General features: G+C 28.3%; 21 protein-coding genes. 7 read left to right on the forward strand and 14 right to left on the reverse strand.

Going from position 1 to position 24,087, the window contains the following annotated elements; all coding sequences use genetic code 11:
• Positions 1 to 7 precede the first annotated feature (7 nt).
• Together BT997_RS07630 and BT997_RS07635 are read right to left on the reverse strand one after the other, a co-directional pair.
• Positions 8 to 1,774: a hypothetical protein gene (locus BT997_RS07630; RefSeq protein WP_072680839.1), complete on the reverse strand. Its 1,767-nt coding sequence runs from the start codon at positions 1,772 to 1,774 to the stop codon at positions 8 to 10.
• Between the two features lie 12 nt (positions 1,775 to 1,786).
• Positions 1,787 to 3,463: an alkaline phosphatase D family protein gene (locus BT997_RS07635; protein ID WP_072680840.1), complete on the reverse strand. Its 1,677-nt coding sequence runs from the start codon at positions 3,461 to 3,463 to the stop codon at positions 1,787 to 1,789.
• A gap of 310 nt (positions 3,464 to 3,773) precedes the next feature.
• Between BT997_RS07635 and BT997_RS07640 the strand changes: the two genes are divergently transcribed.
• The 3 genes from BT997_RS07640 to BT997_RS07650 all read left to right on the forward strand — a co-directional run bounded on the left by BT997_RS07640 (position 3,774) and on the right by BT997_RS07650 (position 5,870).
• Positions 3,774 to 4,109: a hypothetical protein gene (locus BT997_RS07640; RefSeq protein WP_258239449.1), complete on the forward strand. Its 336-nt coding sequence runs from the start codon at positions 3,774 to 3,776 to the stop codon at positions 4,107 to 4,109.
• Positions 4,110 to 4,118: 9 nt separating this feature from the next.
• Positions 4,119 to 4,496, forward strand: a complete 378-nt coding sequence (locus BT997_RS07645; RefSeq protein WP_072680841.1) for a group III truncated hemoglobin — start codon at positions 4,119 to 4,121, stop codon at positions 4,494 to 4,496.
• Positions 4,497 to 4,631: 135 nt separating this feature from the next.
• On the forward strand, positions 4,632 to 5,870 hold the full coding sequence (locus tag BT997_RS07650; RefSeq protein WP_072680842.1) for a dicarboxylate/amino acid:cation symporter: 1,239 nt from the start codon (positions 4,632 to 4,634) through the stop codon (positions 5,868 to 5,870).
• Between the two features lie 57 nt (positions 5,871 to 5,927).
• On the opposite strand, the gene BT997_RS07655 is transcribed toward BT997_RS07650, so the two are convergent.
• Complete coding sequence (locus tag BT997_RS07655) at positions 5,928 to 6,839, reverse strand: diguanylate cyclase (RefSeq protein ID WP_072680843.1); 912 nt, start codon at positions 6,837 to 6,839, stop codon at positions 5,928 to 5,930.
• 48 nt (positions 6,840 to 6,887) lie between these two features.
• Complete coding sequence (locus tag BT997_RS07660) at positions 6,888 to 8,894, reverse strand: autotransporter domain-containing protein (protein WP_072680844.1); 2,007 nt, start codon at positions 8,892 to 8,894, stop codon at positions 6,888 to 6,890.
• A 152-nt stretch (positions 8,895 to 9,046) separates the two neighbouring features.
• On the opposite strand from BT997_RS07660, the gene BT997_RS07665 reads away from it, so the two are divergent.
• Both BT997_RS07665 and BT997_RS07670 read left to right on the forward strand, forming a co-directional pair.
• A complete protein-coding gene (locus tag BT997_RS07665) occupies positions 9,047 to 9,745 on the forward strand; it encodes a response regulator (RefSeq protein WP_072680845.1) in 699 nt (232 codons plus the stop codon).
• An 8-nt stretch (positions 9,746 to 9,753) separates the two neighbouring features.
• Complete coding sequence (locus BT997_RS07670) at positions 9,754 to 14,088, forward strand: transporter substrate-binding domain-containing protein (protein ID WP_072680846.1); 4,335 nt, start codon at positions 9,754 to 9,756, stop codon at positions 14,086 to 14,088.
• Positions 14,089 to 14,115: 27 nt separating this feature from the next.
• Here BT997_RS07670 and BT997_RS07675 read toward each other — a convergent pair whose 3' ends face one another.
• Positions 14,116 to 14,811 (reverse strand): alpha/beta fold hydrolase, encoded by a 696-nt coding sequence (locus tag BT997_RS07675; RefSeq protein ID WP_072680847.1) that lies wholly within the window; start codon positions 14,809 to 14,811, stop codon positions 14,116 to 14,118.
• Positions 14,812 to 14,862: 51 nt separating this feature from the next.
• On the reverse strand, positions 14,863 to 15,579 hold the full coding sequence (locus BT997_RS07680) for an NYN domain-containing protein (protein WP_072680848.1): 717 nt from the start codon (positions 15,577 to 15,579) through the stop codon (positions 14,863 to 14,865).
• Between the two features lie 145 nt (positions 15,580 to 15,724).
• Here BT997_RS07680 and BT997_RS07685 point away from each other — a divergent pair, with 145 nt between their 5' ends.
• Complete coding sequence (locus tag BT997_RS07685) at positions 15,725 to 17,302, forward strand: SagB family peptide dehydrogenase (protein ID WP_072680849.1); 1,578 nt, start codon at positions 15,725 to 15,727, stop codon at positions 17,300 to 17,302.
• A gap of 108 nt (positions 17,303 to 17,410) precedes the next feature.
• The gene (locus tag BT997_RS07690) at positions 17,411 to 17,686 is read left to right on the forward strand and encodes a DUF3144 domain-containing protein (protein WP_072680850.1); all 276 of its coding nucleotides are present in this window, start codon (positions 17,411 to 17,413) and stop codon (positions 17,684 to 17,686) included.
• A gap of 35 nt (positions 17,687 to 17,721) precedes the next feature.
• Here the strand turns inward: BT997_RS07690 and BT997_RS07695 are convergent, their stop codons facing one another.
• The 8 genes from BT997_RS07695 to BT997_RS07730 all read right to left on the reverse strand — a co-directional run bounded on the left by BT997_RS07695 (position 17,722) and on the right by BT997_RS07730 (position 24,082).
• Entirely contained in the window at positions 17,722 to 18,066 is a 345-nt protein-coding gene (locus BT997_RS07695) for a hypothetical protein (RefSeq protein ID WP_143145170.1), read from the reverse strand.
• A 14-nt stretch (positions 18,067 to 18,080) separates the two neighbouring features.
• Positions 18,081 to 18,410, reverse strand: coding sequence for a hypothetical protein (locus BT997_RS07700; protein ID WP_072680852.1), 330 nt, complete (start codon positions 18,408 to 18,410; stop codon positions 18,081 to 18,083).
• Positions 18,411 to 18,430: 20 nt separating this feature from the next.
• On the reverse strand, positions 18,431 to 18,784 hold the full coding sequence (locus BT997_RS07705) for a hypothetical protein (protein WP_072680853.1): 354 nt from the start codon (positions 18,782 to 18,784) through the stop codon (positions 18,431 to 18,433).
• A gap of 22 nt (positions 18,785 to 18,806) precedes the next feature.
• A complete protein-coding gene (locus tag BT997_RS07710; protein ID WP_072680854.1) occupies positions 18,807 to 19,175 on the reverse strand; it encodes a hypothetical protein in 369 nt (122 codons plus the stop codon).
• 405 nt (positions 19,176 to 19,580) lie between these two features.
• Positions 19,581 to 19,916, reverse strand: a complete 336-nt coding sequence (locus tag BT997_RS07715) for a hypothetical protein (protein ID WP_072680855.1) — start codon at positions 19,914 to 19,916, stop codon at positions 19,581 to 19,583.
• A 168-nt stretch (positions 19,917 to 20,084) separates the two neighbouring features.
• Complete coding sequence (locus BT997_RS07720; protein WP_072680856.1) at positions 20,085 to 20,651, reverse strand: pentapeptide repeat-containing protein; 567 nt, start codon at positions 20,649 to 20,651, stop codon at positions 20,085 to 20,087.
• An 11-nt stretch (positions 20,652 to 20,662) separates the two neighbouring features.
• Positions 20,663 to 23,179 carry an ATP-dependent helicase HrpB gene (gene hrpB / locus BT997_RS07725; RefSeq protein WP_072680857.1) on the reverse strand — a complete coding sequence of 839 codons (2,517 nt, stop codon included), beginning with the start codon at positions 23,177 to 23,179 and terminating at the stop codon, positions 20,663 to 20,665.
• Positions 23,180 to 23,188: 9 nt separating this feature from the next.
• Entirely contained in the window at positions 23,189 to 24,082 is an 894-nt protein-coding gene (locus BT997_RS07730) for a DMT family transporter (RefSeq protein ID WP_258239450.1), read from the reverse strand.
• Positions 24,083 to 24,087: the final 5 nt, after the last annotated feature.

Raw genomic sequence — 24,087 nt, forward strand, 5'->3', positions numbered from 1 at the left:
TAAAGTATTATTTACAACTTACTAATTCATTTTTACAAATAAAATCTACATTTTCATTTGCAGTTGCAGCTAAACCTTCAGCAGTTGGATGCATGATACCACTTGTTTCATCACTAAATCCAAAATCTACATCGCCAAAAATAGTTTTTTTAGTCATATTTATTTTTAAAATAGAATCTAAAGGAATATTTACCCATCTTTGTTTTTCATTATATTTTAAGTATTCTGAAGGATGAAATCCTTTCCATTTACCATCTTTAGTCTCTTTAAAAGGAATAATATATTTGTCTCCATCTTTTTTTGCACAAAAACCATGCTTATCATATAATTTAATATGACTATCAATAAATCCCCAACCAAGCATTTCAGTCAATTCCTTTTGTGTAAAATACAATGGTTTTAGTAAATATTGTTCAATATTTTGAAGCTTTAAAGCACGATTTATTCCTTTTGACTCACCAAAAGGAATTGTAAAGACACTATTTTCTACTTCTTTACATAAATTTCCATTTTCATCATTTAAAATATTAGGATATCCTGTTAAAATAATTCTTTTTTTATTATCATCAACAAGTAGAGATTTTTTCTTAATCACTCTATCTAACTTATTATAGTTTTTCCCTAACTTATTTTTCACCTCATATTCTGTTTGTGGATTTGCATGATTAACTACAATATCTGCAATTTTATAATTAATTAATACATTCATTACATATTTTGCAAAACCAACATCATTTCCACCAGTACTTAAAAGAATCAAATCTATTTTTCTTTTATCTTTTAACGTTTTATCTAATAATTCTAATTGTGGAGCAACACTATAAATTCTTTTATTAAACTTTTTTTTATTATCAAGAACATCTGCCCACTCAACATTATCAAAATCTTTAGGATAAACATAAGAAAGGTTTTCTTTTGCAGATTTAACTTTATCAATTATATTATCCGTAGTAGCACCTGTACAAGAAAAACTTACAAAGGTTACAGCTTGTTTAGGGTTTTTTAAAGCTAGTTGTAAAGCCGTTTTAAATTGATAAGAATATAAAGACCTATGACATCTTCTATCTAACCACTTAGCATAACTCTCTTTTGTATCTTTTCTAGGTAAATATTTTTTATCTACAAATATTTTATCTTTATTTGATTTTATACCGGTGACTGTTGCTGTTTTATCTGGATTACCTTCTCCTGAGCCAAATGAATCACCTAATCCTACAACCAAAATATCCTTAATTTTTCCAATTTTAATAGTTGAATCAAAATTTTTAACTTTCATTTTTACATTAACTATATGTTCATTCTGATTAGGAACAATATCTATTAAAGTTTTTGAACATAGTCCATTATAAACTTTTCCATTATATTCCCAGTCACATTTAGATTTTATAGGAGCATTTTTTACCCAAAATTTTATTTTATAAATTATAGGGTTAATATAATCCTGACATTCTGGATGATTATAAAGCATACTTTTACTATTCCAACAAGTACTGTTATAGTTATAATTAGTAGCAAAAGTTGATGCCCAGCTATTTATACCTTGATCATTTGATTTTTGAAGTTCTTTCTCCAAAGCAAGTCCAATATTTTCATATTTTCCAGATTCAACACCTTTTAAAACATCTACATATGCACTTTTAACTTTTTCATAATCTTCTACTTTTTGAAAGAATCTAAAAGGGTTTTCAAATTCCCACTCTATCTTATATGTATTATTATTTGAAGCCTCAACTAAACTAAAAAATAATACAAATAGTAAAACAATTTTTTTCATAAAATATCCTTTTCAAATGTCTAATAAATTTACACGTATACTCTCTTTAACTCTATTATCATCAGATTTTCCAACTAATTCAACATTTATTTCTAATGTCTGTTCTTCATCAGACTTATAATTTATTAAAGAAAAATTATGTTGAGGGAAAACCAAATGTCTTTTAAATCTAAAATCAGGTTTATTTTTAGTTGTTTTACCTATTTTTCCAGAAGATGCTGTTGCTTTTGCCAATAAGCTCATCTTGAGTGGTCCAACGGCAGCATATGTAATAGCACTTGAAGTTAATTGAAAAACTTTTGCATTAGCATATTTTTTATTGTCATTAAAAAGTTTAAAAATTCCTCCAATATGAACATCTCCACTTAAAATAACTAAGGGTCTTTTCGTACTATTAGAAAGTTCAAAGATAATATTTAAGATTTTCAAGAATTCTTTACCATGCTTTTTATGAGCCCAATGATCTCTCACATCATCTCTTGCACCAAAAATTGAGACCCAATCTAAAATATCACTAACAAAGTCTTTTAAATGTACCATAGGTACAGTAGAGACAACAAAGATTGGTGTTTTATTTGTACTATCTTTAAGATTTTTGGCCCAATTCTCAAATCTTTTTAGTTGCTTCTTTCCCAAAATAGTGTAATCATCTTCAAAATCTCTTTTACTTCTCATATCTAAAACAAAAAAATCACTACCACAAGAGGTAAAATCATAATCATAACAATCATGTATATCTTTTCTCTTAGGATTATGAATATGTTGATACTCTTTATAAATATGAGAAGCAGCTTTAAACATATTATTTGCAAGCTTTAAATTCTTTTTCTGATTTTCCCATTCAAAAATAGTATCTAATTCATTTGACAATTCTTTTTTTGTATAAGAACCCCAGCCATCCATTATTTCATGGTCATCCCATGTCATATAGTTTGGAAACTGTCTATGGATAGCTTTTACACCAGGAAAACCCCAATATCCTCTGTATATATCTCTATACCAAGAATACATATGTTCAAGGGTAGGATTATCTTTTTTTATCTTTTTTAACCATTTCCATATATTTAGATAATCAACTCCATCGCAATATACTTGATCTCCACCACCTATTACAAACTTCGCATCTGAGAATCTCAATTCTTTTTCCATTAAATCCCACATACTTGCATCTGCTTTAGATTCATCTTTAGGATCAAATGGCATATGACAGCTATAAAGACCAAAAGTAATATCCCAAGATTTAGTAGATTTATTTTTAGGCATTGTTTTAAAAAAATGAGAATTTTCAATACCTATTTCCCAACAATTGTCAACTAGATTATATGCACCATAATAATAGATTGTATTTTCAGACAATTCAACTAATTCATTTTCAAAAGTATCTAAAGTATAAGTAAAATCAGTATTGCCATCTACTAAAACTTCTTCTGAATAGACTAAAGAAACTTCTTTTTTTAAGCTCTCACTAAAAATTTTATACTTATTTTCTGTTTCTTTAGGTTTTCTTAGCACATCATCTTTTAAAGGTATTTTTGAAATTATAAGAAGATATCTTCCTTTCTTTTTAAACCTAAACCAAAGTTTTGTGTTAGTTGATGTTGTATGCCCAACAATAGAACCTCTATCTAATCTTGTCAACCATTTTCTTTCTTTTAAATTATAGAAAGATAAATCTTTTTCATCTGACATAAGAAACTCCTTTTAACATTTAAATTCAATAACAAAAGGACGATAATTATTACTTAATAATTTATATTCAAATTTATTATAATAATATTTCAATATGATTTAAGCACCAATATAAATTATAAATATAAAATAAATCTTAAGAAATGAATAATAAAATATATATTGACCCTTATCAAGGTATTTATTTCAAAATTTTTATATATTTCAAAAAAATTAAAAAGGATTTCCTATTACATTTACAATTGTTCATTTAATTCATTTTTTCGCAGTATTTATTTATGGTGGGTTTTTATTTGTTGATAATATGTTCATGTCAAAAATGTCACAAACTTTGACAACAGAAGAGACTGCAAAAGCTAGAGAAGCTATTATGATGCATGTTAGAAAAGTTGTTCCTTGGGCACTTTTAGTTGCAGTTGCATCTGGTATCTATCTTATAGGTAAAGTTTTTGGACCAATATCTGAAGATGGGTTAAGTAGTTTTCAAATTATATTAAGTATTAAAGCCTTTTTTGGTCTATGGTTAGGAATTAGAGGATTTAATCAAAAATTCTTTAAAATAAATCCATTCTTATTTACAAGTCATCTTTTTCCATTTTTATCTGTAATCCTTATTATATTTTTATCTCAAATTATGTATGGATAAAGGTTATTCTTGTTAGAAAAAAATATTACTGAAGAAAATATACACAAATTTGTAATAAACTTTTATACAAAAATTATGAAAGATAATGAAGTTGGTCCATTTTTTATAGATATATTAGGTAATGATATAAATAATAAAAAATGGCAAGAACATATAGAACTTCTATCTGATTTTTGGGCTTCTGTTACTTTAGGACATCATTCTTACATAGGTTCGCCATTTGCACCACATAGACAACTACAAGGTTTAAAAAGAGAAACTTTTTATAAATGGCTTGAAATATTTTTTAAAACTCTTGATGAAACTTATGAAAATGAAACATCAATGGTGTTTAAAGAAACTGGTTCAATTATGGCACAAAATTTTATGAGAAATTTAAAATTATAAATTTCTCATAACAAAACTTCTTAATTTTTTATACAAATTCTCTTCAATATTTAAATATTTCTTAAATTTTAAAATAAATATACACTTTTAAGCCACTTTGAAATATTAGAATAAAAAAATATGAAAGGATAATAAATGAAAGAAAAATCATTATTAAAAAATGTAGGTGTTCAAATCATTATTGCAATGATTCTAGGTACAGCTGCAGGTTTTTTTATGGGGAAAGACGCGGCTATATTTGCACCTTTAGGTACAATTTTTATTCACTTAATTAAAATGTTAGTGATTCCATTAATTGTTATATCTATCATCTCTGGAGCTGCAAACTTAAGTGATAGCCCAAGTGCAGGAAAAGTTGGAATTGGAACTATAATCTTTTTCCTAGGTACATCTGCTGTTGCAGTTGCACTTGCATTATTAGCTGGTGAAATATTTAAACCAGGTGTTGGTCTTGACTTAAGTAGTGTTACACATATGTTCTCTAATCAATATGCAGATAAAGGTGCATTGCCAGGAGCTATGGAAACTATCATAGGAATGATTCCAACAAATATCTTCCAGTCACTAATGAATGCAAATATTTTACAAATTTTAGTTTTCTGTCTATTCCTTGGTATTGCTATTTCTAAAATTCCAAAAGAAAAAAGTGCTCCACTAATTAATGGATTAGAAGGTCTAATCCAAGCACTTATCTGGATGGTAATGGTTGTAATGAAATTAGCTCCAATTGGTGTATTTGGTCTTATGGCAGATTCAGTTGGAACTTATGGTTTTGATATGTTAGGACTAGTTACAAAACTTTTCTTTGTATATATGGGAGCTTTATTAGTTTATGGTTTTGTTTTTTATCCTACTCTAATCAAATTATTCTCAAAAACTACTATTAGTGATTTTATCTCTGCAATGAAAAAACCTCAAGTTGTAGCTCTCTCAACTGCTTCATCTATGGCAACACTACCAGTTACAATGAAAACTTGTGAAGAAGATTTAAATGTTTCAAAATCTACATCTTCATTTGTATTACCACTTGGTGCTACAATTAACATGAGTGGAAATGCAATCTATTATGGTCTAGTAGCTGTTTTCTTTGCACAAGTTTATAATATAGACTTAGGATTTGCAGGATATATGGCTATTATTTTCACTGCAACAATTGGTGCAATTGGACAAGCAGGAGTTCCTGGTCCTTCTTTCTTAGTTGTAGCAGTATTACTTGCAGCTGGAATTCCTATTGAAGGATTACCATTACTTTTTGCTCTTGATAGAATTTTTGATATGGCAAGAACTGCTTTAAATATTACAGGTGATGCAGCTTGTGCTGTTATTATTGATAACTTTAATGAAAAGCAAGATAAGTTAGAAACTGTTTCATAATAATATAATTATTAAATCAACCTATTACAGTAGCGTCTAAAACGCTACTGTATAAAACTAAAATTTACTAAACCTCACACAGTTACGTCCTTGTTCTTTAGCTTCATACAAATTATCATCAGCAATTTTTACAAGCTCTTCTATAGAACAATTTTTATTTGAGGAAAATACACATGCTCCAACAGAAATAGATACAGATATTAATCCTACACTTGTATTTATTTTTGAATCATATATAAGTTTACGTATTCTTTCACATATGATATATGTTTCTTCTTCATTACAATCAGGCAAAATTAATAAAAACTCTTCTCCTCCATATCTACCAAAACTATCATATGGTCTTAATACTGAGCTAGTTTTTTTTGTTATTTCACATAGCACTTCATCCCCTACTACATGACCGTAAGTATCATTTACTTTTTTAAAAAAGTCTAAATCAAAAAGAGCAAGAGAAGAACTCTTATCATCTCTTTTATAACGTTCTATTTCAAGTTCAAATGCTTTCATAACCGCTCTACGGTTTAAAATACCAGTTAAATAATCATGATTTGCTTCAATTGCAAGCATATTTCTCGCTTTTATTAATTCTAATTGAAGTTTTATGGATTTTAGTCCTATTTTTAACCTTGCTTGTAATTCATGTGGATAAAAAGGTTTAGTAATATAATCATTAGCTCCAGAATCTAATCCTTCAATAACATCATTTGTATCATTTTTAGATGTCAAAAGAAGAATATAAGGCTCAGGTTCTCTTTTAAAAGTTCTAATTTGTTTACATAATTCTAATCCTGTTAATCCAGGCATTGACCAATCAAATAACATTAGGCTTGGAGAATCAATAGATTTGGCTATTTCTAAACCTTCTAAACCATTTTTACATTGAATAACCTCATATCCATTTTTAGATAAGGATAGTTCTAATTGCTTTCTTATTACAGGATCATCATCTGCTATTAAAATTTTCATTATACTTCCTTAAAACTTTCAAATATGCCCTAATATTATTTCTTTATATTAAAATGCTATTGTATAATTAAGTCCAACCCAATACTGAGGGTCTTCTCCTTCAGTTGAACCATTTAAAGTTACTGTAAACTTTCCACTTTCTAAAGTGTGTTCTAAACCTATTGTTCCACGTAACCAATTTTGATCATAACTTTTCCCTTCAACATCAAATGATGAAAGTCCTATAATTTGACCAGTTGAAGAACTTCCTGACTCCTCTATACGATGAACTCCTTCGAGTGTTCCTATAATACGGTTATTTTTATTTATATTATAATCTCCATCTATACCTATTCGCCAATCTTGAATACTCTCTTTATTTTTATCATAGCTAACAGGGAAACCTCCTCCTGTTTCTGTATAACCATCTGTTTTTACTTTTACTATGTTATATTCTATATAAGGATGAATAGCAATATCTACTATTGTATTAGCATTTTGTAATTGTAAACGTGCACGCAAAGCATTGATAGTTTGTTCTGTATCACCATATGAAGCATCATTTATTCCACCATTATCATAACCACGTTTTACCTCTACATCACTTGTTCCATGTAACAAAGTCACCGTTGTATAAAGAGGTAAAGTTGTTGGTAATTTTACATCCATATCAACTGCAATATATTTACCATGACCTTTACTTCTCCCATTATAAAGAAGAGAGTTTTTAGTCCATGTTTTTCCCAAGGCTACACTAAATGACACATCATCATTATATTTGTACCCAAGTCCTACTTCTGCAATATGTGAATCATCATTACTATCATCACGGTTATCATAAGCTAAATCACCTGCAATCCATAAAATTCTTTTTGAGTCCACTGCTCGCTGTGAACCTGGGTGTCCATGAGCCCCATGCATTATTGTATTTGATAAAGATACTCCTTGTGAACCTATTGAGCCTGCACTTTGTAAAGACTCACTAAAGGATGTTGTTCCTATTATTCCGCTTACTTCTCTTGCAATAAAGGCCTCTTTTTTCCCAGAAATTACTCCATCTCCAACAATAATAGTTCCATCATCACTCACATCAGAAGCAGACATTTCACTCCAAGAAGATAAATCTATTTTTAACCAATCTGAAAGTGATTGCATACCAGTAGAAGCTGTCCATCTAAAAGCTCCATTTGTATCACCATCACTATCTTCAAGATAGCCTACAATAACTGTTCCATCACTATTTGTTCCCCTTGCGGAACTAGCAAAGGAACCACTTAAAAAACCTAAACCAGTCATAGTACCCCCTTCCCAACGAAAGGCTTCAGTTACACTCCCGTTATCTGATTCTCCAATAACTATAGAACCATCAGCACTTACATCATAAGCTTCACTATAGTTTGAACCACCCGATAAATAACCCAAACCAACCATTCCTGAACCTGCTGTCCATCGATAAGCTTCCTTATTATTACTTGCATTTAATGACTGTCCTACAATAACCGTACCATCACTATTCACTCCCCATGCTTCACCTTGATTAATACCCCCTGGAAGTGTTCCTAATGAGACCATTCCAGTACCTGCTGTCCAACGAAAAGATTCAGTATAAGCACCACTATCACTACTTTCACTACTTCCAACTACAGTTAAACCATCTCCACTTACTGCATTTGCATCACTATAATTCCCACCAGTTAATACTCCTAAATCTACCATACCACCAGCTTGTGTCCAGCGAAATGCACGATATTCTCCACTTAATAAATTACTTTGTCCAACAATTACACTTCCATCATCACTAATCCCATTTCCATGACTTGTGTTTCCACCTAAAGTGCCCAAACTTACAATACCACTAGCATCTGTCCAAGTAACAGCTTTATAACCCCCATCATATGAATCACCAACAACAATACTCCCATCAGCACTTACTCCATATGCATGACTAACTGTAGTTCCACTACTTATAGCGTCCAGTACTTCTATTTCCCCATTAGCTGCATATGCAGAGTTTACTATAAGCAGGGAACTTGTTACAATACTTAATAGTAATCTTCTATTTTTTATTGTTTTCATAATATGACCTTTGTCTATCTTTTTATAATAAGATAGTAACCTAGGCTTATCGGAAAGTTGTCGGCTATCGTGTATTAGTATATAAATTAAAGAAGATTTTTGATAAGATAAGTAAGAATATAATAGTAAAAAACAAACTTTATGGGATGATTTTGAATAACAAAAACCTTAGAATTCTTATTGTAGATGACGAACCTCTTATTACTATGTTTATCAAACGTGTTATTGAAAACATGGGTCATATAGTTGTAGGTATTTGTAAAGATGGAGAGAGTGCTTTAAGCACTATCAATAAAGAAAAGCCTAATATTGTATTTATGGATATAAATATTAAAGGCCCACTTGATGGTATTAGTGTTATTAAAAAAAACTCTAATCAAGATTTATCAGTTATATATGTAAGTTCATACAGTGAGCAAGATATTTTAGATGAAGCACTATCAACTAACCCTACAAACTATCTTATAAAACCTATAAAAGAAGAAGATGTAAAAATAGCAATCACACTTGCAAAACAAAAATTTCAAAAACAAAATTATAAACCAAAAAAAAATATAGAAAAAAAACATCTTATTTTTTCAGAAGAGTTATATTATGATTATGATTTAAAAGAATTGTTCTTAAAAAAGACTCCTGTTGCACTATCTATGACAGAAAAAAAGATGCTTGATATTTTCATAAGAAATAAAAATATTAATTTATCTATTGATATGATTAGAGATGACACATGGAAAGATAAAAAAGTCTCAGATTCTACGATTAGAGATCATATAAGTAATTTACGTAAAAAGAACCCGTTACTCCCTATCCAAACTAATTTTGGTAGAGGGTATACATTGGTTGTAAACTAAAACGAAAGATGTTTTACTTCAACTTCTTAATCAAATTTTTCTTTATATTTTGGTTTTTAATACCTATATTATCTTCTGCACAAGAGATTGAAATACTAACAGAAGAGTTCCCTCCTTATAACTATAATTACAATGATAAACCAGTAGGAATATCAACAGAGATCACTCAAGAAATTCTAAAAAGATTAAAACAAAACCACACTATAAAAATAGTTCCATGGACAAAAGCATATAATCATGTTTTAAAAAATAAAAATACAATGCTTTTTTCTACTACAAGAACAAAAGAGAGAGAAGAATTATTTAAATGGGTGGGACCTCTTGTTCCAAATAACATAGTTTTATTTGCTAAAAAAGGAACTAATAGAGCCATAAAAACATTAATGGATGCAAAAAAAGTTCAAAAAATTGGTGTATATAAAGATGATTCAGGAGAACAGATACTAAGTAAAGAAGGATTTACTAATCTTGATTCAGTATTAGACAATAAACTAAACCTACAAAAGTTATCCCGTGGAGAGATTGATTTATGGATTATAAATGAAGTAACAGGGGAGCATATGATTAGAGAAACTGGTCTCTCTAATGAAATAGAAAAAGTTCTTGATGTAAAAAGATACTATATGTATCTAGCTTTTAATAAAAATACTCCTGATGAAACAATAATAAAATGGCAAAATACCCTTGATAATATTAAAGTAGATGGAACATACACTCAAATCTTTAGTAATTGGATTATGTTTTCTTACTCTCAAGATTTAAAACCAAATAAAATAGTTTTAAATAAAGAAGAACGAGATTGGATAGATAAACATCCTATTATACGTGTTGCTCCGGATCCTGATTATGCTCCATTCCAATATACAGATAGAAATGAACAATCACAAGGTCTTGCAAATGACTATTTATCAATTATTGAAAAAAAGCTAGGTATTAAATTTGAATTTACATTAAGTAAAAGCTGGAATGAATCCCTTGACTCAGTAAAAAATAAAACTGCAGATATGGTAGTCGTTGCGGCAAAAACAAAAGAACGTCAAAAATATATGTCATATACATCTCCGTATTCGAAGTTTTCTGATTTAATTATTACTCGTAAGAATAATCCAAAAATAGAATCTATTGTACAACTATATGACCGAACACTTGGAACAATTGAAGGGTTTGCTATAAATGATTATATTAGAAAATATTATCCAAATATTAAACTAGTATTTAAAACAAATATTGAGTCTTTACTACAAAGTGTTTCAACAGGAGAAGTATATGCAACAGTTATTAATGTAGCAACAGCAAGTCATGCCATAGAAAAATCAAATATCACAAATCTTAGAATGGATGGAGATACGGGATTTACATATGAATTGTCCTTTGCATCAAGAAATGATTGGCCAATATTAAATACCTTACTAGAAAAGGCATTATCTTCTATTAGTGTACAAGAGAGAAAAGAACTACTTCGTAAATGGATTTCTGTTACATATGAACCTATAAAAGCTGAAAGTGCTTCTGTATCACTTACGGATGAAGAAAAAATATGGCTTAAAAAACATCCTATTATAACAGCTGCACCAGATTCAAATTGGGCACCTGTAGAATTTTTTAATAAAGATGGAAAATATTCAGGTATGGCTGCTGAATATATAGCAATAATTGAAAAAAAGCTAGGTATTAAATTTCATATTTTAAGAATGGAAAATTGGGATAGTATTCTAAAAAAAGCATATAATAAAGAGATAGATATTGTAACTGCCATCGCAAAAACACCAAGAAGAGCGGAGAAACTATCTTTTACAGATTCATATTTGACTTTACCTTCAGTTATAGTAGTCAATAATAAAGAAGCTCGTGAACTAAATATGAATGATTTAAAAAACAAAACCGTTGCTGTAGTATCAGGATACGCTGTACAAGAATATATAGAAAGAGAATATCCAGAAATAAACTTAGAACTTGTTTCAAGTACAGAAGAAGGTTTACAAAAAGTATCTTATGAAGGAGTGTATGCATTTATTGGTAGTATAGCTACGGTTTCACATATTATTGAAAAAGATGTTAGACCTAATATCCATATAGCAGGAGATGCAGGATACAGTTATAATTTATCATTATCTACACCAAAAAGTTTACCCATATTAAATAATATTCTTTCAAAAGCTCTTAAATCTATAACAAAAGAAGAGAGACATAAGATTTTCTCAAAATGGATATTACTAAAAAAAGATCCTTGGAAACCCTCAAAAGAACAGATTATAGCTTTCATTGCATTTATTGTTATCTTATTTATTTTTGCAATTATTATTTGGAATAGAATACTTAGAAAAAAAGTAATACAAAGAACAGAAGAATTAAATGAAAATATACGTATCTCAGAACAACTGAGAAAAAAAGCAGATATTGCGCAAGCAAAAGCTGAATATGCAGATAAAGCAAAAAGCGAATTTTTAGCTTCAATGAGTCATGAAATACGTACACCAATGAATGCAATTATTGGTATGGCAGATATTTTATCAAAAACCAAACTATCTAAAGAACAACATGAATATGTAAATATTTTTCAAAATGCATCTAATAACCTACTTAATATCATCAATGATATACTTGATTTATCAAAAATAGAATCTAAACATTTTAATCTAGAAATGAATTCTTTTAATTTTTATGAGTTAGTAGAAGAAACTTGCTCCTTAATGGCAGTAAAAGCACATGAAAGCAATTTGGAACTAATATATCAAATAGCAGACTCTGTTCCAGTATTTATAACTGGTGATTCTATGAGATTAAGACAAGTACTAAATAACTTACTAGCAAATGCAATAAAATTTACAAAAAGTGGAGAAGTTTTTTTAGATGTAAAAACTAATAATAACGACATAGATGGACTTATTTTAGAGTTTTGTATCTTTGATACAGGAATTGGTATCCCAGAAAATAAAAAAGAGATAATATTTGAATACTTTTCACAAGCTGACTCTTCAACAACACGTAACTTTGGAGGAACAGGGCTTGGTTTACCAATATGTAAAAACTTAATTAAAAAAATGGGAGGAGATATCTATATAAAAGATAACCCTAAAGGTGGAAGTATCTTTTGTTTTACAATAAAAACTGAAGTAAAATTAGAAATACAAAATCAAAATCAAGAGATTTTATTAAAAGAAAATGGTGATAAAATAAAAATACTCCTTATTGATGACAATAAAACTAATCGTCAAACAATAAAGACTACTCTTATAAATTGGGGAATATATGTACAAGAATCAGATAATGGTTTTACAGCCTTAGAACTAATTGAAAAATCATGTGTACATAAAAATGAATATGATTTAATACTATTAGATTCTAATATGCCAAATAAAAATGGCTTTGAAGTCGTAAAATCTTTACAAAATGATTCTAATACAATTTCTAAGATAATACTTATGCTCACCTCAAATAATATTAATGAGCAAATATCTGAACTAAAAACTCTTGGAATAAAAGAATATATTTTAAAACCAGTAAAAAGGCCTTCTCTTAGAGAAGCTATAGAAAATATAATACTTGATGAATATAAATTAATTAAAACAAGAAATAATTCAAATAAAAAAGATGTACTCCAAGAAAAAATAGAATCTTTGAATATATTACTTGCAGAAGATGATCCAATAAATATAAAAGTAGCAACATTAATGTTGGAGAAAAATAATCACAAAGTAACCCCAGTTCTTAATGGAATAGAAGCAGTTAAAGCATTTGAAACAAATCATTATGATCTTATATTTATGGATATTACTATGAGAGAAATGGATGGATATGAAGCCACAAAAATAATCAGACAAAAAGAAAAAAAGTTATCTACACATATTCCAATAATTGCCTTAACTGCTCTTGTATTTAATGAGGATAAATTAAAATGCCTTGAAGCAGGAATGGATGCTTATATATCAAAACCATTTTATGAGAAAGACCTAACAAAAGCTATTACAGAGATATTCGCAAAGAGAAGGATAGAAAAAGATGATATTGAAATTATAAATAAAAAAGATGCTTTATCTAGAGCTGACAACAGTATGGAAATTTTAAAAGAAATGGCAGAAGTTTATTTTATATTTGCAGAAGAACAACTAATAGAATTAAAAAAAGCAATAAAAGAAGATAATATAAAAGAAGTACAAATAATATCACATACATTAAAAGGTTCTTTAAGTATGATTGGTAGTATTACTGCATATCAAACTGCTTCAAAACTAGAAAAAGCAGCTAAAAATGAACAACTAATTGATATACCAATATTATATGATAAACTGTTAATTGACATTAAAATTTTTAATAAAAATTTACATAAATTTATTAAAAACTAAAGCTATAAATTAAAACTATTCTCTCTTTTATTTCATCCAATCTCTAATTTCAAAACTAAGTTTTTCAGGAACTTCTAACGGTATCATATGACTTGTTCCTTTTCTAGATACTTTTGTAATATGTTTATGTTCATCGGTAAAATTATCCAATGACCTATGGGTAAAAAGCCTATCTTCTGTGCTATAGAAAAATTTAATTGGCAAATCTAAAGAAATCAGTTCGTTATGTAGGGCTTTTCTTTTAAAGGTACTATTCATCTGAATATTATAAACTTTTTCACCTAAGTCTGAAAACATATTTTTGACTATACTTATTAACTCTTCATCATTTTGATTTGATTCTTCTAGTAAAGATATTACTTTATGTCTAGATAATCCTTTAAAGCCCATATTATTCATCTGTTTTAAAGTTTGCTTTCTTTTTTCTACTTCTGATTCTTTCATCTTACTTGGAGTTCCTGCAACTAGAAAAAGTCTATTTACTCTACTTGGATTTTTGATAGTAAAATGTATTGCCACATATGCGCCAAGAGAAAAACCTAAAAGGTTTATCTTTTCATCTTTTATAATACTTTCTAACTGTAAAGTTGCTTCATCAAAATCATCAGTTAATGGAATAGGAAGATGTATCAATTCATATTCATCTTCTAAAAAAGGTATCAATCTTTCCCATAATCTTTCATCTGTCATAAGACCAGGAAGTAAGTATATTTTTTCTTTCATTTTATAATTGCCCTATTAAATATTTGAAATAATGTTTTACCAGAAGTTTGATTAATCTCTTATTCTAATATAAATATGAACATTATTAGAGTCATCATTAAACTTTCGTTCATCAATAACAATATAATTTAAATTTCTTATTAATTTACCTAATTTATCATACCCATAATTTCGCGAATCAAAAGAAGGATTATTTTTATTAATATAACCTCCTACTGTGGAAAGTCTAGCCCATCCATCATCTTTTGAAACTGCATTAATAGCTGATATTACTATAGGTCTAAGTTGAGTATTATCAGATTCATCTTTATTTTCAGGATCTTTTTTCTCTCTTAAAATTTCTGTAAAAACAAACTTATCACAAGCAGCAATGAAAGCCTCAGGTGTTTTCTTCTCTCCAAAACCATATACAATTAATCCTGATTCTCTAATTCTTGTTGCAAGTCTTGTAAAATCACTATCTGAAGAAATCAAACAAAAACCATCTAAACTATTTTCATGTAAAATATCCATCGCATCTATAATTAAAGATGCATCTGTAGCATTTTTTCCTGTAGTATAAGAAAACTGTTGTATTGGTTGAATAGCATGTTTATTCAGATGCTCTTTCCACTGTTTTAAATTTGTTGTAGTCCAATCACCATAAGCTCTTTTAATACTAGCAACTCCAAATTTTGCAACTTCTGCAAGTAATTCAGCTACAAGTGAAGCTTGTGCATTATCTGCATCTATTAATACAGCAAGTTTCACTGTTTTGTTATCTGACATATTTTTCCTTATATTCTATACACTTTTTATATATTAGCATATAAATATTAGTTTATACTTCTAAAGATACTTTAGATAAAAAAGCCTTATAATTATTAATTTATATGTTTAATAATTTATTAAATCTCATTTGTTAACATACCTCATGAATAAAAATTTACAGATGGTTTATACTTACCACAATGACACAAAACACTCACAACATAGATATGCTAGGTCTTTAGGTTATTTAGATTGGGCAAATCAACCAAATCCATATAGAACCTACTCAAATACAAAAAAGACACAATTGCCATTGTCTTTTGAAAATAAAACTTTAGAATACAGTCAAATATTTAATCAAAAAAAAGAAGATATACTTTCTGCTCCTTTATGTATAGAAGCAATATCACAATTCTTTCAATTTTCTCTTGGACTAGCAGCTATCAAAGAACACGGTGAACAATCATGGGCACTAAGATGTAATGCCTCAAGTGGGAACTTACAACCAAGTGAAGCTTATATTGTTTCAAACGATATACAGGGTATTGAAAATGGACTTCATCACTATTCTCCACAAGAGCATGAGCTAGAATTACTTTCAAGTGCAGATGAAAAGTTATCTTTACCAACAGATAGTTTTTTAGTCTGTTTATCATCTATAGTTTGGAGAGAAGCATGGAAATATGGAGAAAGGTCATGGAGATATACACAACTTGATTGTGGGCATGCATTAAAAGCTTTAGAAATATCTGCTTTAATCTTAGGATGGGAAATAAAGATTATTAATACAAAAGATTCCGAACTTCAAAACTTAATAGGATTTAACCAAGTTTCTAGATATGTTCCAGAAGAAAGAGAACTTCCAGATATGCTAATAAAAGTTTCATTAGCAAATAAACTAAATAATGATTTAATCAATATTCAAGATGTTAGAGCATCTTTAGAAGAATTTTTTGAGGGAAAGGCAAATCAACTAAGTCATAACTGGCACAAGTGGGATATCTTAGAAAAAATTGAAGATGCAACACTAAGTGATGATTTAGATATTAAAAAATATACAAATGACAAGTATGAAACAAATCCATATAGAGAAACTTCTTTTTTGGCAAAAGATATAGTTTTAAAAAGACGTTCTGCACAAATTATGAACAAAGATGATTGTACAATTACAAAAAAAGAGTTCGAAACTATAATAGCTTCTGTTAAATCAAATAATTCTGCTATTCATTTGGTAATTTTTGTACATAGCGTAGAAGGTATTGAGTCTGGACTTTATATATTAGTTCGTAATAGTAAACATAGAACCCAACTACAAGATTTATTTAAAGAAAATTTCCTATGGCAAAAAGTTGATACAGAGGCAGGAGAACTATATAGACTAGAAACAGGAGATTTTAAAGCTATATCAAAAGCAATTTCATGTAGTCAAGATATCGCAAGTCATGGTGCATTTACTTTAGGAATGCTAGCAGAATTCACAAACCAAATAGAAAAATATGGTGCATCAAAATATAAACAACTATATTGGGACTGTGGGGCTATTGGACAGCAGTTGTATTTAGAAACAACATCATTGCAACTATCAGCTACAGGTATTGGCTGTTTCTTAGATGATATACTTCATGATATAATAGGATTAAAAACAAATCACTTTCAATCACTATATCATTTTACAGTAGGACGTGGATTAATTGATAATAGGCTATCAACTAAGCTACCTTATAAAAACTTAGATAATTAGAAAATAGAAAGATAAACTAAATACTAAAAGATTTTTAGTTTTTTTAATCATAAACATTTACATAGAAGTAATATTTAAATATAATTCAAAAAACTAAGGATATAAACAATGAAAGATAAAGAAGCATTTGTAAAAAGAGCTGACGCACATATTTTTTTAGCAAACGATCAAATGAGTGAAGAAGTAAGTCCAGGAGAAGTAAGTTCTTCATTTATGTATGGTCTTACAAGGTTCAATGCATGGATAGCAGCACGTTCATTCGAAACAAAAGAAGATATGATAGAGGGAAAAGAAGAAGCAATAGAATACTTCCTTAAAGAATATAAACAAATGTTAGAACAACATTTAGATGAACATATTGAAAAATTTGATTTTAATAGCTAATTAATAAATTCCCTAGATTTTATATAGGGAACTTATTAATACATTACACCATAATTCCATGTTTCTACTATTCTTCCTCCATATATTTCACAAGTACCCGTACCATAAACAGATAAAAGAAAACCTCCTGATTTAGCAGTGAGAGCTAAACTAAGAATAGCTTTCCCCGCTTCAGTATTAGTATCAATACCTAAAGCACTTTTATACGCATCATGAACACAAGAAGGAGGAGTCCCAGCAACTGGTTGATTAAAAAAAATCATTCCTCTTCCATCTTTATCAACACGTATAGATTTAACTTTTGCATTAGGAATACTTCCAATTGCATAAACTTCAGAGCCTATTAAAAACAAAAATAAAAAACTTATAAGCTTTTTCATATATTTTCCATTATTTACTTTAACCAAACTTGTTCTATTATTGGCAATCCATTTGTTCCACCACCAGAACAACCTGTTAAGGCTAAATTTAATTTTTTTCCAGAAGCATAAGCAGTTAATAAAGCTGAATATTGTCGTTTTCCAGCTTCTGTATCTGCATTTTTAAGCACTAAATATGATGTATCACTACATCCTTTAGGATTATTTGCCCCTGGCATTGTAATTAATACCATACTATTTGAATAAACACGAATACTTGAAATAGGATAAGTATCAGACCAACCATCATATGCTAATGCGTTAAAAGACATACATATAACTATAAAACTAAAGATTATTTTCAATATAACTCCTTAATATAAAATTATTTTAATACATCTAAATAAGATACTTCACAACTGCCGCTACGTATTGGCAACTGATCATCAACGTAAAAGGTTATTCTTTTCCCAGATGTAAAAGCCATATAAGCAGCACTAACCAAATGATTATGTTTAGCATCAATATAAACACGAAAAGTCGTAGTACAATTGATATTTTCTGGCCAAACAATTGGCTTTGTAAACCAAAGTTCAATACTATTATCAAACGTTGTACCTGAATAATCACCAACTACTCTAATTTTATTTATTTCCATATTACTTATAATAGTAGATGCAGAAAAAAGAGAACCAGAAAAAAACACTAATAACATAATTAATATATATTTATATTTCATTAAAAGATCCTAGTCACTATTATTAAAAAGAATAATATCTAATATTTGCTTTTTTCCATGCTTCCCATTTATTGCATGAAGAAGGAACATCATCACCATCAAAATACATATCTTTAATAGTTTTTCCAGATATTTTTGCTGCTAAAAAAGTAGAATACATTGTTTTGCATGTATTTGGGCTGGTAGTATGAGATGTCCCAAGAACTGACCACTTAGAATCTGGACTACAAAAGAAAACATTATGATTCATACTATCCAACTTTATCATTAGTTTATCATTAGCATGGTAAGCCAAAACTTCAACTTTTCCTGAACAAACAACTGTACCAGCTACTGCAACCAAAGAATGAAAAAATACGATTGATACAACAATTATTTTTTTTATATTCATAAATAATCCCAATTTTATAAGTTAAATCTCATTTGTAATTAAAATGTATTAATTACAATATTTAATTATTTGAATAATATCTAAATTAATATTAATTTTTATAACTATATTAATTACTTTATTTGAATAGGAAGCAAACTTAAAAAACTCAAAGCCTCAAGGAGAGAAAATTGGGCTTTTTCTATATCATTTTGTTTTGGGTCTATTAGATAATTTTTTGAAGTTTCAAAGTTTGATTTTTTTAGATTATTATTTATAAAAGATGTTAGTTTTTTTTTAACTTCGTCATAGAAATTATTCCAGAAGCTTTTTAGACCAAACGATTGGCTTTATGAACCAAAGGACAATACAATGATTAAACGTTGTACCTGAATAATCACCAATTACTCTAATTTTACGTCTCTATTATTCTATATATAGATATGTTAATTCACCACTTTCATTAATTTGAGGATACCAACAATTATCAGTTTTTGCAACAACAGTTACTGTTAAATTCATAGCTTTTGATGATAAAAGTAAACTCATATATTTTTCTAAATGAGGATGGTCTCCAGGAATATAAAAACCACTATTATTCTGACAGTTAGCTTCGGGAAAGTTAAAACCTGCAACTAAAACTTGACCATTATTATATATATAAATTCTTTTAACTTTTCCAGTAGCTGTACCAGTAGCTGCATATACACTTATATTAATTAGCAGCAATTGTAATAGAAAAATAAATTTTATCTTCTTCATTTGATTATTCCTTAAGTATTTTAAAATTATATAATTAGTTAGTATATCAATAAAATGAAAATTCAATAAACATATAAAAAATAGAACATCTTTACATCTTATTAAAGAACTCAAATTTAATTATTTGAATAATATCTAAATTAATATTAATTTTTATAACTATATTAATTACTTTATTTGAATAGGAAGCAAACTTAAAAAACTCAAAGCCTCAGGGAGAGAAAATTGGGCTTTTTCAATGTCATTTTGTTTTGGGTCTATTAGATAATTTTTTGAAGTTTCAAAGTTTGATTTTTTTAGATTATTATTTATAAAAGATGTTAGTTCTAAATCACAGTTATCAAAAACTGCACGTTCTAGATTACACTCTTCAAAGCCAGTATCTTTTATAAGTGAATTAATAAATTTCATTCCTCTTAAATCTAACATATGAAAAGAGTTTTGGGATAAATTGCAAGAATCAAATTTCACATCAAATGGTTCATCACACTTACTCCAAGATAGTCCTAAAAGCTTTGAGTTTTCAAATATAACATCATTGAAAGTACAAGAATTCAAAGAAGATAAAGACAAATCACATTTTATAAAAGTACACTCTGTGAATTTACAACTATAAAAAATAGCTTTTGAAAAATCACATTTTATGAAAGTACAATTATCAAAATAAATACCATCTAGATTTTTATCAGAGTATTCTATAAATTCTTCTTCCCAATAATCATTTGTCTTAAACATTTTATTCTTTTTTATTTGGATTTTAACATATTTTTCTTTGTTTTATTTGTAGCAATTGCTTCAAAAGGATTATCAGGCCAATAATGTTTTTTATACTTTGAAAACAACTCTTTTCTAACCTCATCGTAGGAATTGTTCCAGAAACTTTTTAAATCATAAGTTATTTGTATAGGTCTTCGTGCAGGACTTAAAAGATGTATTTGCAAAGAAACCGTATTATTCAATATCTTTGGAGTATCACTCATACCAAACATCTCTTGTATCTTAACAGCTAAAATAGGAGTTTTACTATTGCTATAATCAATCTTTATATTTGAACCACTTGGCACCTTTATATAACTTGGTGCAAGAATATCTAAGCGTTGTTGATTCTCCCAAGAGATTGAGCCAAACAAAATAGAATACAAATCCAACGATTCCAGTTCTTTTACTGTTTTAATATTATGTAAATAAGGTTCAAGCCAATCTTCTACTCTTTCTAATAAAGACTCTGTAGTAAATTCTTCTAAATCGATATCCATATTTTCTCTTATAAAATTAACCCTATTTTTTAAATCAATTGTTTTTTTATCCCAAGTTAAAAGCTCTAAACCCTCTTTTTTAATTAACTCTAAAAGAAGTTTTGAAAAATCATGTTTTGATTCAGTTGGTATTGGTGTTGAATATAATTCAAGTTCATAAAAATAGCATTTTTTTCTTATATCAAATTTTTTATTCTCTTTGTTATAAGTTATGCTCTCTTCTTTTTTAATATATGTTTTAAACTCTTTTTCTATTGTTTCTAAAGATATTCTAAGAGCTAAGTTTATATATGAGTTTTTATTATGTGCATTTATATTTGATACTACTAGAAACTCTTCGTTGAACAAAGCATCTTCTATATTTAAAATAGCACCTTTACCATTACTTAGTTTATATCTATTGTCATTTTCTGCTCTTTTACGGGCAAGTCTATCAGGATATGCTAAAAGAAGTAAGATACTTAAAATATCTTCACTTATTGGGGTTTTATTTTTTTTAACTTTTTCAATAGTTTTTAATTTTGAATAAAAAAAATCTGCTTGTTTTAAAACATTTTTTGCATGAAAAGAATTTATAAAAAAACTATCAAAATCCTTTTCATATAAATGTACAAACCTTGAGTATATATCACAATTAAAATTCCTATTTGTAAATATATCTTTTTCAATTAACATTGCTGATAAAAGGCAAGCTTCATAGGCAAAACCAAAATTGTTTGCACCTAATATCATAAAAGCAAACCTTGGATGAATTCCAAGAGAAAAAGATTTCTTACCAAAAGGTGTTATCTCAAAACTTTCATCTATCATCTTTAGTTCTTGAAGTATTGTTTTTGTACCGTTTTGAGCTTGCTCTAATGGATAATCTAAAAACTTCAACTCTTTAATATCTTTAATACCCCAAAGAGCTAAATCTAAGAAAAATGAAGTTAAATCAGATCTTAGTATTTCAGGTTTTGTTGAGTTTTGTAATATCTTACTTTTATGCCAAAGTTTATAACACTTCCCATCGCTTAGTCTTCCAGCACGTCCTGCTCTTTGAACAGCTGAATCATCTGAAATAAAAGATAATTCTAAGTGATTCATTCCATTTGAATAGTTATATATTGATTGCTTTTCTAAGCCAGAATCAACCACAACTTTTACTCCTTCAATAGTCAAAGATGTTTGGGCAATATTAGTTGAAAGGATTATTTTTCTTTTTTTTGATTTAGATATAGCTTTATCTTGCTTTTGTTTGTTAAGAGCGGAATACAAGGGAAGAATTTCTATATCTTTACCTTTTAATTTATCTTCTAATAAAGATTGAAGTTTTTTAATCTCTTTTGCACCAGCTAAAAAAACTAAAATATCTCCTTCATCTTCTTTTATAGCTTTTAGCGTAGTATCTAAAAGAAGAAGATGTATACTCTTGATATCTGGTTGTTTTATATTTGCTTCAAGATATATATTTTCAACACTATAAGACTTACCTTTTGAACTTATAATAGGAACATCACCTAAAAGATTTATCAACTCCTTTGAGTTTAGCGTTGCAGACATGATTAACAGTTTTAAATCATCCCTTAAAAGTTCTTGTACTTGCAAAGATAAAGCAAGAGATAAATCAGTATGTATACTTCTTTCATGGAATTCATCAAAAATCACTAAAGCAACATCTTCTAAAGCTTGATCACTTTGAAGTTTTCGTACTAGTATAGCTTCAGTTACAACTAATAATTTTGTATTTTTAGAGTAACAGCTCTCCATCTTTACTTGATATCCAATACTTTGACCTACTTCTTCTCCTAAAAGTTTAGCCATTTGTTGTGCAACCATTCGTGCAGCTACTCTTCTAGGTTCAAGCATAATAATCATCTTATCTTCAAGCCAAGATTCATTTAGTAAAGAAATAGGAACTACAGTACTTTTTCCAGCCCCTGGTGGTGCTTCTAAAATAAGAGTAGACTCTCTTTTTAGTGTAGTTTTTATATCATCTAAGACTTCATAAATGGGTAAGTTTTTCATTATCTTATATTAACTTTTTTTTGTTGATTTTTTACTAACTAAAATACCACCAACTACAATAAGAACAATTCCTATAAAAGTATATATATCAGGAAATAAATCACCTAACATAACACCAAAACCAATAGCAAAAGGAATATTTGTATAACTTACAACTCCTATAATACTAGCCTTACTTAAACTATAAGCACGAGTAAGAAACCACTGAGATGCTGTTGAGATAAAAGCCATGATAACAATAAGACCCCAGACAAAAGGTTCTGTATGTATTTGAAAAGTGACATATGGAGTAAAAAGAAAAAGTACTATTGGAATAATCATACCAGTTGTCATAAATGAAAGCATAATTACTCTTGCATCATAAATATCTTTGATTTTCTTTATAGTTGCATATGCAGCTGCTGCAAAAAAGCCACCTAACACTCCTAATATATGCTCAAAAGATATTTCAATACCAAAAGGTTTCATAATAAATATAATTCCTAAAAATCCAATAATAAGAGCAAAAAAAGTTTGAGTATTAATAGTCTCTTTCATCAAATAATAGGCAAGTATTGTTACAAAAAATGGTGATGTTTTATTTAGTATCACAGCTTCCCCTAAAGGTATAGTTGCAATTGTATAAAAAAATAGTAACATAGCTGATGCTCCAAACACGCCTCTTAAAAAAAGTAAATGTACTTTAGAACTATCAAAAGAGACAGAAACTCTTTTTAAACTATATAAGATAATCAAAACTCCTAAAAAATTTCTATAAAATACTATCTCAATAGGATCCATTGATTCTGAAAGTATTTTTGTTACTGCTCCATTAAGTGCCGAGATTAAAGCACTTAAAAGCATAAATACGACACCTTTATCTATTGATTTTAGTTTTGATAGTGAGTCTAATTTCTCTGACAAATATA

Source organism: Arcobacter sp. LA11 (assembly GCF_001895145.1).
Taxonomy (GTDB): domain Bacteria; phylum Campylobacterota; class Campylobacteria; order Campylobacterales; family Arcobacteraceae; genus Halarcobacter.

What these genes read in the sequence shown, in the direction of transcription:
- BT997_RS07650 (WP_072680842.1), top strand. Translation starts at nt 4,632, where the DNA reads ATGAAAGAAAAATCATTATTAAAAAATGTAGGTGTTCAAATCATTATT.
- BT997_RS07675 (WP_072680847.1), bottom strand. Translation starts at nt 14,811, where the DNA reads ATGAAAGAAAAAATATACTTACTTCCTGGTCTTATGACAGATGAAAGA.
- BT997_RS07630 (WP_072680839.1), bottom strand. Translation starts at nt 1,774, where the DNA reads ATGAAAAAAATTGTTTTACTATTTGTATTATTTTTTAGTTTAGTTGAG.
- hrpB (WP_072680857.1), bottom strand. Translation starts at nt 23,179, where the DNA reads ATGAAAAACTTACCCATTTATGAAGTCTTAGATGATATAAAAACTACA.
- BT997_RS07690 (WP_072680850.1), top strand. Translation starts at nt 17,411, where the DNA reads ATGAAAGATAAAGAAGCATTTGTAAAAAGAGCTGACGCACATATTTTT.
- BT997_RS07710 (WP_072680854.1), bottom strand. Translation starts at nt 19,175, where the DNA reads ATGAATATAAAAAAAATAATTGTTGTATCAATCGTATTTTTTCATTCT.
- BT997_RS07635 (WP_072680840.1), bottom strand. Translation starts at nt 3,463, where the DNA reads ATGTCAGATGAAAAAGATTTATCTTTCTATAATTTAAAAGAAAGAAAA.
- BT997_RS07680 (WP_072680848.1), bottom strand. Translation starts at nt 15,579, where the DNA reads ATGTCAGATAACAAAACAGTGAAACTTGCTGTATTAATAGATGCAGAT.
- BT997_RS07705 (WP_072680853.1), bottom strand. Translation starts at nt 18,784, where the DNA reads ATGAAATATAAATATATATTAATTATGTTATTAGTGTTTTTTTCTGGT.
- BT997_RS07695 (WP_143145170.1), bottom strand. Translation starts at nt 18,066, where the DNA reads ATGAAAAAGCTTATAAGTTTTTTATTTTTGTTTTTAATAGGCTCTGAA.
- BT997_RS07670 (WP_072680846.1), top strand. Translation starts at nt 9,754, where the DNA reads ATGTTTTACTTCAACTTCTTAATCAAATTTTTCTTTATATTTTGGTTT.
- BT997_RS07655 (WP_072680843.1), bottom strand. Translation starts at nt 6,839, where the DNA reads ATGAAAATTTTAATAGCAGATGATGATCCTGTAATAAGAAAGCAATTA.
- BT997_RS07720 (WP_072680856.1), bottom strand. Translation starts at nt 20,651, where the DNA reads ATGTTTAAGACAAATGATTATTGGGAAGAAGAATTTATAGAATACTCT.
- BT997_RS07685 (WP_072680849.1), top strand. Translation starts at nt 15,725, where the DNA reads ATGAATAAAAATTTACAGATGGTTTATACTTACCACAATGACACAAAA.
- BT997_RS07715 (WP_072680855.1), bottom strand. Translation starts at nt 19,916, where the DNA reads ATGAAGAAGATAAAATTTATTTTTCTATTACAATTGCTGCTAATTAAT.
- BT997_RS07640 (WP_258239449.1), top strand. Translation starts at nt 3,774, where the DNA reads ATGTCAAAAATGTCACAAACTTTGACAACAGAAGAGACTGCAAAAGCT.
- BT997_RS07660 (WP_072680844.1), bottom strand. Translation starts at nt 8,894, where the DNA reads ATGAAAACAATAAAAAATAGAAGATTACTATTAAGTATTGTAACAAGT.